The organism is Serratia sp. DD3, from assembly GCF_000496755.2.
Genome location: NZ_AYKS02000108.1, coordinates 93,113 through 101,434 on the forward strand (window position 1 = coordinate 93,113; position 8,322 = coordinate 101,434).

The window sequence follows — 8,322 nt, forward strand, 5'->3', positions numbered from 1 at the left end:
GGCTTTCAAGTCAACCAGTCACAATGTGGGACATAAACAACCCCAGGTGAGGAAAAGCACCGCCATGAATAAAAAATTTACCTGTATTGGCATTGTTGGACATCCGCGTCACCCTTCTGCTCTGGCAACCCACGAGATGCTATTTCAATGGTTAACCTCGTTAGGCTACCCGGTGATGATTGAAAGCCAGATTGCGCAGGATCTCAAGCTGAAAAACGCGGTAACTGGCAGCTTGGCGGATATTGGGCAACACGCCGACCTTGCCGTGGTGGTTGGTGGGGATGGCAATATGCTGGGGGCGGCACGGGTCTTGGCACGTTATGACATCAAAGTGATTGGGGTTAACCGGGGGAATCTCGGCTTCCTGACCGATCTTGATCCTGATAATGCGCTCCAGCAACTGGCCGACGTGCTAGAAGGCGAATATATCGACGAGCAACGTTTTCTGCTGGAAGCTATCGTTCATAAAGATCACCAGCAATGCCGCATCAGCACCGCCATTAACGAAGTGGTGCTACACCCCGGCAAAGTTGCCCACATGATCGAATTCGAAGTTTACATTGATGACCGCTTTGCTTTCTCGCAACGTTCCGATGGCCTGATTATCGCCACGCCAACCGGCTCTACTGCTTATTCGCTTTCTGCGGGAGGGCCAATATTAACCCCGTCGTTAGAAGCCATTGCGCTGGTTCCCATGTTCCCGCATACCCTTTCGGCTCGGCCATTGGTCATTAATGGCAACAGCACCATCAGGCTAAAATTTTCCCATACCGGTAGTGATCTGGAAATCAGTTGTGACAGCCAGATAGCCCTGCCGATTCAGGAGAGTGAAGAAGTATTAATCCGCCGCAGTGATTTCCACCTGAATTTGATTCACCCAAAGGATTACAACTACTTCAATACCCTGAGCACCAAACTGGGCTGGTCAAAAAAATTGTTCTAAAAAATAATTGTTCTAAAAAATGCCCGGGCCTCTTTACTGTATATAAAACCAGTTTATACTGTATGAAATCACAGTTGTGAATTTATACACGGGAGAGGCCCTATGTTAGCCCAATTGACCATCAACAATTTTGCTATCGTTCGCGAACTGGAAATCGACTTCCAATCGGGTATGACTGCTATCACCGGTGAAACCGGTGCCGGTAAATCAATTGCCATTGATGCATTAGGTCTCTGCCTGGGTAACCGTGCTGACGGTAACGTTGTCCGCCAGGGGGCGGCTCGTGCCGATATCTGCGCACGTTTTTCGTTGGCTGACACCCCCTCTGCCCGTGAATGGCTGGAACAAAATCAACTGGATGACAGCAATGAGTGCCTATTACGCCGCGTAATCAGTGCGGATGGGCGCTCACGTGGCTTTATTAATGGCACTGCGGTGCCGCTCTCGCAATTGCGCGATCTCGGCCAGCACCTGATCCAGATCCACGGTCAACATGCTCACCAATTGCTATTGAAACCTGAACACCAAAAGCTGTTGTTGGATGCCTATGCCAGCGAACCTGAGCTATTGGCCGCCATGCGCCAGGCTTACCAACAATGGCACCAAAGCTGCCGCGAACTGGCACACCATCAACAGCAGTCCATTGAACGTGATGCGCGCATACAACTGCTGCAGTATCAGTTGAAAGAGCTGAATGAGTTTGCCCCGCAAGGCGGTGAGTTTGAACAGATCGATACCGAATATAAACGCCTGGCCAACAGTGGCCAGTTATTGACCCTCAGCCAGCAAGCGCTGCAACTGTTGGCTGATGATGATGAGCATAATATGCTCAGCCAACTCCACAGCACCAAGCATCTGTTAGCTGAACTGACCAGCATGGACGATAAATTAAGCGGTTTGCTCAACATGCTGGAAGAAGCCTCAATTCAAATCAGCGAAGCCAGCGACGAGTTACGCCATTATGCCGACAGCATGGACCTTGACCCCAACCGGCTACATGAACTTGAACAGCGGCTTTCCCAACAAATGAGCCTGGCACGCAAACACCATGTCTCGCCAGAAGAGTTGCCCAATCTGCATCAGCAACTGTTGGCAGAACAACAACAACTGGCACAACAGGAAAGCTGCCAGCAACAACTTAGCCAGGCCGTCAGCCTGCATCATCAGCACGCATTGGATCTGGCTCAGCAACTGCATCAGAAACGCCAGCACTATGCCACTGAACTGAACCTGTTGATTACCGAAAGCATGAACACGCTCTCTATGCCACACGGTCAATTCAATATTGAGGTCAATTTTGAACCTGAATACCTGGGTAGTGAAGGGGCAAGCCGTATTGAATTCTTTGTTTCTACCAACCCTGGGCAACCGCTGCAAGCTCTGGCAAAAGTCGCCTCAGGCGGTGAGCTTTCCCGTATTGCGCTGGCAATCCAGGTGATTACGGCACGTAAAATGGAAACCCCAGCGCTGATATTCGATGAAGTTGATGTGGGGATCAGTGGTCCAACTGCGGCGATCGTTGGTCGCCTGTTACGTCAGCTAGGGGAATCGACTCAAGTGATGTGTGTCACACACTTGCCGCAGGTTGCTGGTTGTGGTCATCAACATTTCTTTGTCAGCAAACAAACAGACGGTACCGAGACCGAAACACAGATGCTGCAACTAGATAAACGGGCCCGGTTACAAGAGCTGGCACGCCTGCTGGGGGGGAGTGAAGTCACCAAAAATACCTTGGCAAATGCAAAAGAACTGCTAGCCGCATAACTTTTTTACGTTTCCGAGGTCATATAGAAGCCCTGTAAAGGTTCCCAACTGCTGCAAGGTCTATTATCATCAGTATCCTATGCCCTAAAGGAATGTAATTACTATGCGTTGTAAAATGCTGACAGCTGCCGCTGTAGTTCTTGTGATGCTGACTGCAGGCTGTTCTACTTTTCAAAAGTTGGTCTATCGGCCTGATATCAACCAGGGTAACTACCTGACACCGGCCTCTGTGGCAAAAATCCACAAGGGGATGACACAACAACAGGTTGCTTACACATTGGGCACACCAATGGTACAGGATCCGTTTGGTAGCCAAACGTGGTTCTACGTGTTCCGTCAACACCCTAGCCATGAACCAGTAACTCAGAAAACGCTGACACTGACCTTCGATAGCGCAGGTATCTTGACGGATATACAGAACAAGCCAGCGTTGGCTAAATAAGCAAGAGTGCGTTGTCTCTATTCGTATCGGGACAACACTGAGAGCACACAGTCTGAAGATGAAGATAAGGCACAGCCGTGCCTTGTCTTATTTTTTTGCTTTTTCGGCTTTTTCAGCCCGTTGGCGGCGTAATTCTTTCGGGTCGGCAAGCAAAGGGCGATAAATCTCCACCCGATCACCCTCATTAAGTACATCCTGCAATTTGGCGGGTCGACTATAAATGCCCACTTTATTGCTGGCTAGATCGATATCATGGCGTAATTCCAACAGCCCTGAAGCCTGAATGGCCTGTTCAACCGTAGCCCCTGCTGGCAACGTAACCTGGCGCAGATACTGGCGTTCTGGCAATGCATAAACCACTTCAACGCATATTTCAGACACGATAGACCTCTTTGGCACGCTGAGTGAACGCCTGCACCATATTCCCCGTCAGCTCCTTGAACACCTTACCAAAGGCCAGCTCAACCAGCTTATTGGTGAACTCAAACTCCAGATGCAACTCAACTTTACACGCTTCTGGGCTTAATGCGGTGAACTGCCAGCCCCCCATCAGCTTACGGAATGGACCATCAACCAATTGCATATTAATGCGTTGATTATCCAACAAAGTATTACGTGTGGTGAACGTCTTACTAATACCCGCCTTTGCAACCTCAACTGCAGCCGTCATCTCATTAGGGGAAGCAGCAATCACCCGGCTGCCGACACAACCTGGCAGAAATTCGGGGTAAGAAGAGACATCATTAACCAACTGGTACATCTGCTCGGCACTAAAAGGCACCAATGCAGAGCGACTGATCTGAGGCATATCATTTCCTGTAAGGCACAAAACGTGCGAATAGTACCATTTATCTGTGGCCAGACAAAAATCTGCTACCATTTGAGGCGTTCAAAAAGAAGAAATAGCGCAGGTACAGAGCGTTAAGGGATTTCTTTCGTGGTTTCATCCAGTATAATGAGCAGACTATGACAAAGAAAAAAGCCCACAAACCCGGTTCCGCAACTATTGCGCAGAACAAGCGAGCACGTTTCGAGTACTCCATTGAAGAGGAGATCGAGGCGGGCTTGTCGCTGCAAGGTTGGGAAGTAAAATCACTACGTGCTGGCAAAGCTAACATCAGCGATAGCTATGTGATATTTCGTAACGGTGAAGCCTATCTATTCGGTGCCACCATTTCCCCACTGAATGTCGCATCAACTCATGTGGTCTGCGATCCAACACGTTCCCGAAAACTGTTACTGAAAAAGCGTGAGCTAGATTCATTAATTGGCCGCGTTACCCGTGACGGGTATACCGTTGTTGCCCTCTCCATGTATTGGAAAAATGCCTGGAGCAAAGTAAAAATTGGTGTAGCCAAGGGTAAAAAAGAACACGATAAGCGCGATGATATTAAAGATCGTGAATGGCAGACGGCGAAAGCCCGTATCATGAAGCATGCCAATCGTTAAGTCTCTGGCTTAACCGGAATGATTTCTGATATACTGCTGACAGTTACTTGGGGCTGATTCTGGATTCGACGGGATTTGCGAAGCCCAAGGAGCATGCCGAGGGGCGGTTTGCCTCGTAAAAAGCCGCAAAAAAATAGTCGCAAACGACGAAAACTACGCACTAGCAGCTTAATACCCTGCCTAGAGCCCTCTCTCCCTAGCTTCCGCTCTTAAGACGGGGATCAAGAGAGGTCAAACCCAAAAGAGATCGTGTGGAGACCTTGCCTGGGGTTGAAGCACTAAATTTAATCAGGCTAGTTTGTTAGTGGCGTGTCCATCCGCAGCTGACCGGCGAATGTAAAGATTGACTAAGCATGTAGTGCCGACGGCGTAGTAATTTCGGACGGGGGTTCAAATCCCCCCAGCTCCACCAAATAATGATCCGGGTATCACCAGATAAGCCCGGAGAAGTACGAAAAGCCCGCATGGTGTAAGCCTTGCGGGCTTTTTTGTGTCTTTAACTTTCTAACCATATCCGGGGGAATCTGGGATTTATAGACGTACGTTTAGGTAAGTGCGACCAGTTTTTCTATAAATCTTTTTTTCTTGGCCGCTTTACCGTAACTTACTACTAATGACAATCCCCAAGGATTGATGATGACAGCACGAATACCAAGCACAGTTTTTACTGTCTGTGTCTCTATGACTGACTGGACATGTTGCCCTGACGAGTACGGCCCTTTCTGCCCCAATACAGATTTAAAAGCAGCGCTGGAAGCTATGCATATCAATCTCAATATTTGCAATCTAAACGATTACTATTTTGACGATATTACGGTAGGAACAGGTGACATTCTGGTGTTCAAATCATCACAACTTACAAATACCTACTTTATTGCAGATCTGTATCGTGAAATAACCGACCAACTAGACATTGTCGCCTTTTATGTAAGTAGCCCTCACCAAGAGGTTTTTGAGCAGGCAAAACCTTATCTACGGCACTTCTTCGATAATGCAAAGTGTCAAATAGCCTATGAGGAAAGCTGTTCATCGATGGTGGTCAATAACATTGTGAAAAGCAAATCAGGTGATGTGTATCGTGTCATAAAAGAAGCGCATTACAGGCAAAAAGTTATTTTTGAAACTGGACGTTTTGCTAATTAAAGGATTTAACAAGGCATAGATGAGACCACTCTTCCTGTCTTGCTCACAGTAGTTTGACCTGCTAGTTATGCATTGAAATATTTGCTTAAAAATCACTCAAAGAATGATCACTTTTTATAATTGGTACACGTTTAGGTACACGTGAAAAGTCTGAACTCGATTTTTATCAATAATTACAATAAATTAATCTAAAAATTCAGATTCGCCGGTGGCGGGTTCATATTCAAACCAGCCCCCATCGGGGTATTGCGTCCCGCAGCCCTCTGGAGAACTCGACGGCGGCGGGAACTGATTAGAGTTTATGGCCGGTAGCACAAAAGCGGTGGCCAGATTGCCACCCGTACTGAGCACCACCTCCTGCTCATCGGGTGATGGACACCACCAAGTACGAGCACTGCCGGCGTGGAAGGTCAACCAGTTGATCCAGTTGGTTTCAAGGTAACCGCCGTTAAATCGACGTATTTGTCCTATTCATATTGCGGCACATTTTTTGAAAAAGGAGCCAGGTCAACATTCCACGGTAACAGTGCTTCTATCTTTTCCACCGTATCGGCTTCACCAATGCGTTCCAGCACATGTTGGATATAGGCCGCTGGCTCCAGATTGTTGGCTTTCGCTGTTTCAATCAGGGAATAACAGCAGGCACTGGCTCGGGCCCCTTGAGAACTGTCGGCAAACAACCACGCTTTTCTGCCCACCGCAAACGGGCGTATCGCATTCTCCGCCAACACATTGCTGATATTCAGATAACCGTGTTCGCAGTAGCCGATCAGCGATGCCCAATGGTTGAGCGTGTACTCCATCGCCCGGCGTGTCAGTGAGCCTTTCATCACTGAACCAACATTTTTCTCCAGCCACACTTTGAAGGTGGCAAGCAAAGGCTCGCTGTGTTGCTGGCGAGCCTGATACTTATCCTGTTCGGCAAGCCCCTGAATGGCGCGTTCTATCCCGTACAGTTTGCCAATGTACCCTAATGCCACATCGGCCTTGGTGGGCGCAGTGTTTGATGTTTTTTTCCCTTTGGGTACCGCCTTGCCCGCTTCAACATATTTGCGCCGAGCATGATCCCAACAACCAATACGCACCAGTTGGTTTTCACGACATACCTCGGCATAGCCGGCATAACCATCGGTTTGCAAAATACCCGTAAAGTCCTGCAACAGACGCACGGGAACGCTCCCCGCACGACTCGGGTCATAATCAAACAAGACCGACGGTTTATCCGGTGGTCCCCCACGTACCACCCACATCCATTTGTCCGATTGGGCCGTTTTACCGTCTTCTTTCAGCACTTGAATGCGTGTTTCATCCATTTGCAGATAGCGACTGCTGTTTTGCACTTCACGCATTAAGTTAAGCAGCGGTTGAAATACCTCGGCTAGTCGGATGATCCAGTGAGCCATATTGGTGCGGGCTACCGAGTGGCCACTGCGGGCCACGATACTTTCCAGGCGGTACAGCGGCAAGCCATCGGCATACTTGGCCACGATGATATAGGCCAACAACGAGACGGTGGCAAAACACTTACCCAGCGGATGAACCGGGCGCTGAGCCGCGACGATAACCTCGTTACCATCGCGCTCAAATACCGCTTTTTCCTGCCAGTATTCGATAACTTTCATTTGGGCGGGAATATAGGCCAACTCTTCTTTGACCTTGCTGAAGAAAGTGCGACTGGCCCCGGCTTTTTCTTCGTCGGACAGGCACAACTCCACCCGCTCACGCAGTAAGTTATCGGAAAAACCTCGCTGCCGGGTGGTCTTTTTCGGCGAGGACGGCGTGGCCTCTTCCTCGGGCAGTTGTGCTGATAAAGCCTCAATCGCCACTTCCAGTTCTGCTTCATCGAACAGAGAAATCTGGTCGGCGTTGCGCTCGCTGCTGGCAGCAAACTGTTGGGCTCTTTTGAGCCGGAGTTGTTCTTCCAGCAACGCGACATAACGTTCCAGATGCTGGATAGCGTCATCTTTTGATTGGATGACTTCATCTTTAGACTGAAGCTGTTGACGTAATTCCACCACCAACTCAACCGCAGATAAACTGCGGTTGTCAGGTTGTTTGCTTGATGGGGGAGCAGGCTTTTTCATGAGGGAAATAATAACAAAAACAGCCGGATAATGCACGTTCACGGCTTAATTTACCCTGTCATAATGCAGTTTTTTATGTCCATTGAGCAGACGGATATCGTAACCATCCAGCAGCCAATTAATCTGTTCACCGGTCAGCGGCAACAGGTCATCAGCCAGGCTGGGCCACTTAAACTTCTCCTCGGCCAGTGCCTTATAATAGAGAACAAAGCCATTATCCTCCCACATCAGACATTTGATTTTATTGCGCTGACGGTTGGTAAAGGCATACAGTGCCCCGGTAAAGGGATTATGGCCCAGTTCCTGTTCAATCAGTGCCGCCAGACCATTCACCTGCTTACGAAAATCGATGGGGGCGCGATAAAGATAAATGTGCGGCATCGCCAGCGCGGGGCGTAAGTGATGGTTACGCATCAGAGTTGCCTGAGAATAGCGCCCAGCAAAGTGACATTGCTGTCATTGAGGCCAGTGATCACCAGCCCATTGGGCAATGAGAG

General features: G+C 48.9%; 9 protein-coding genes, 1 other RNA gene and 1 pseudogene. 6 read left to right on the top strand and 5 right to left on the bottom strand.

From position 1 onward, the window contains the following. The first annotated feature begins 64 nt into the window (after positions 1–64). From nadK to bamE, 3 genes are all read left to right on the top strand, one after another. On the top strand, positions 65–943 hold the full coding sequence (gene nadK / locus IO95_RS20550; protein ID WP_023489118.1) for an NAD(+) kinase: 879 nt from the start codon (positions 65–67) through the stop codon (positions 941–943). A gap of 102 nt (positions 944–1,045) precedes the next feature. After that, positions 1,046–2,707 (top strand): DNA repair protein RecN, encoded by a 1,662-nt coding sequence (gene recN / locus IO95_RS20555; RefSeq protein ID WP_023489117.1) that lies wholly within the window; start codon positions 1,046–1,048, stop codon positions 2,705–2,707. 103 nt (positions 2,708–2,810) lie between these two features. Beyond that, positions 2,811–3,149 (top strand): outer membrane protein assembly factor BamE, encoded by a 339-nt coding sequence (gene bamE, locus IO95_RS20560; protein ID WP_037386962.1) that lies wholly within the window; start codon positions 2,811–2,813, stop codon positions 3,147–3,149. An 87-nt stretch (positions 3,150–3,236) separates the two neighbouring features. On the opposite strand, the gene IO95_RS20565 is transcribed toward bamE, so the two are convergent. Together IO95_RS20565 and IO95_RS20570 are read right to left on the bottom strand one after the other, a co-directional pair. Continuing rightward, a complete protein-coding gene (locus IO95_RS20565; RefSeq protein WP_023492395.1) occupies positions 3,237–3,530 on the bottom strand; it encodes an RnfH family protein in 294 nt (97 codons plus the stop codon). Beyond that, entirely contained in the window at positions 3,523–3,957 is a 435-nt protein-coding gene (locus IO95_RS20570) for a type II toxin-antitoxin system RatA family toxin (protein WP_023492394.1), read from the bottom strand. Before IO95_RS20570 ends, IO95_RS20565 begins: the two co-directional genes overlap by 8 nt. Before the next feature lie 158 nt (positions 3,958–4,115). Between IO95_RS20570 and smpB the strand changes: the two genes are divergently transcribed. The 3 genes from smpB (at position 4,116) to IO95_RS20580 (ending at position 5,741) form a co-directional block, all read left to right on the top strand. Continuing rightward, positions 4,116–4,598, top strand: coding sequence for an SsrA-binding protein SmpB (smpB, locus tag IO95_RS20575; protein ID WP_023492393.1), 483 nt, complete (start codon positions 4,116–4,118; stop codon positions 4,596–4,598). Between the two features lie 49 nt (positions 4,599–4,647). Next, positions 4,648–5,010: a transfer-messenger RNA gene (gene ssrA / locus IO95_RS24470) on the top strand. A gap of 269 nt (positions 5,011–5,279) precedes the next feature. Next, positions 5,280–5,741 carry a hypothetical protein gene (locus IO95_RS20580; RefSeq protein WP_152554983.1) on the top strand — a complete coding sequence of 154 codons (462 nt, stop codon included), beginning with the start codon at positions 5,280–5,282 and terminating at the stop codon, positions 5,739–5,741. 204 nt (positions 5,742–5,945) lie between these two features. On the opposite strand, the pseudogene IO95_RS20585 reads toward IO95_RS20580, so the two are convergent. From IO95_RS20585 to tnpB, 3 genes and pseudogenes are all read right to left on the bottom strand, one after another. Beyond that, positions 5,946–6,197, bottom strand: a pseudogene (locus tag IO95_RS20585) (phage baseplate assembly protein V); the annotation flags it as partial. An 11-nt stretch (positions 6,198–6,208) separates the two neighbouring features. Further along, on the bottom strand, positions 6,209–7,825 hold the full coding sequence (locus IO95_RS20590; protein WP_037385288.1) for an IS66 family transposase: 1,617 nt from the start codon (positions 7,823–7,825) through the stop codon (positions 6,209–6,211). 45 nt (positions 7,826–7,870) lie between these two features. Beyond that, positions 7,871–8,239, bottom strand: coding sequence for an IS66 family insertion sequence element accessory protein TnpB (gene tnpB / locus IO95_RS20595; protein WP_037385264.1), 369 nt, complete (start codon positions 8,237–8,239; stop codon positions 7,871–7,873). Positions 8,240–8,322 lie beyond the last annotated feature (83 nt).

Bases quoted from the DNA above. Each gene is read 5' to 3' on its own strand.
- IO95_RS20580 (WP_152554983.1), top strand. From the start codon at position 5,280: ATGACTGACTGGACATGTTGCCCTGACGAGTACGGCCCTTTCTGCCCC.
- recN (WP_023489117.1), top strand. From the start codon at position 1,046: ATGTTAGCCCAATTGACCATCAACAATTTTGCTATCGTTCGCGAACTG.
- nadK (WP_023489118.1), top strand. From the start codon at position 65: ATGAATAAAAAATTTACCTGTATTGGCATTGTTGGACATCCGCGTCAC.
- IO95_RS20590 (WP_037385288.1), bottom strand. From the start codon at position 7,825: ATGAAAAAGCCTGCTCCCCCATCAAGCAAACAACCTGACAACCGCAGT.
- tnpB (WP_037385264.1), bottom strand. From the start codon at position 8,239: ATGCGTAACCATCACTTACGCCCCGCGCTGGCGATGCCGCACATTTAT.
- smpB (WP_023492393.1), top strand. From the start codon at position 4,116: ATGACAAAGAAAAAAGCCCACAAACCCGGTTCCGCAACTATTGCGCAG.
- IO95_RS20570 (WP_023492394.1), bottom strand. From the start codon at position 3,957: ATGCCTCAGATCAGTCGCTCTGCATTGGTGCCTTTTAGTGCCGAGCAG.
- bamE (WP_037386962.1), top strand. From the start codon at position 2,811: ATGCGTTGTAAAATGCTGACAGCTGCCGCTGTAGTTCTTGTGATGCTG.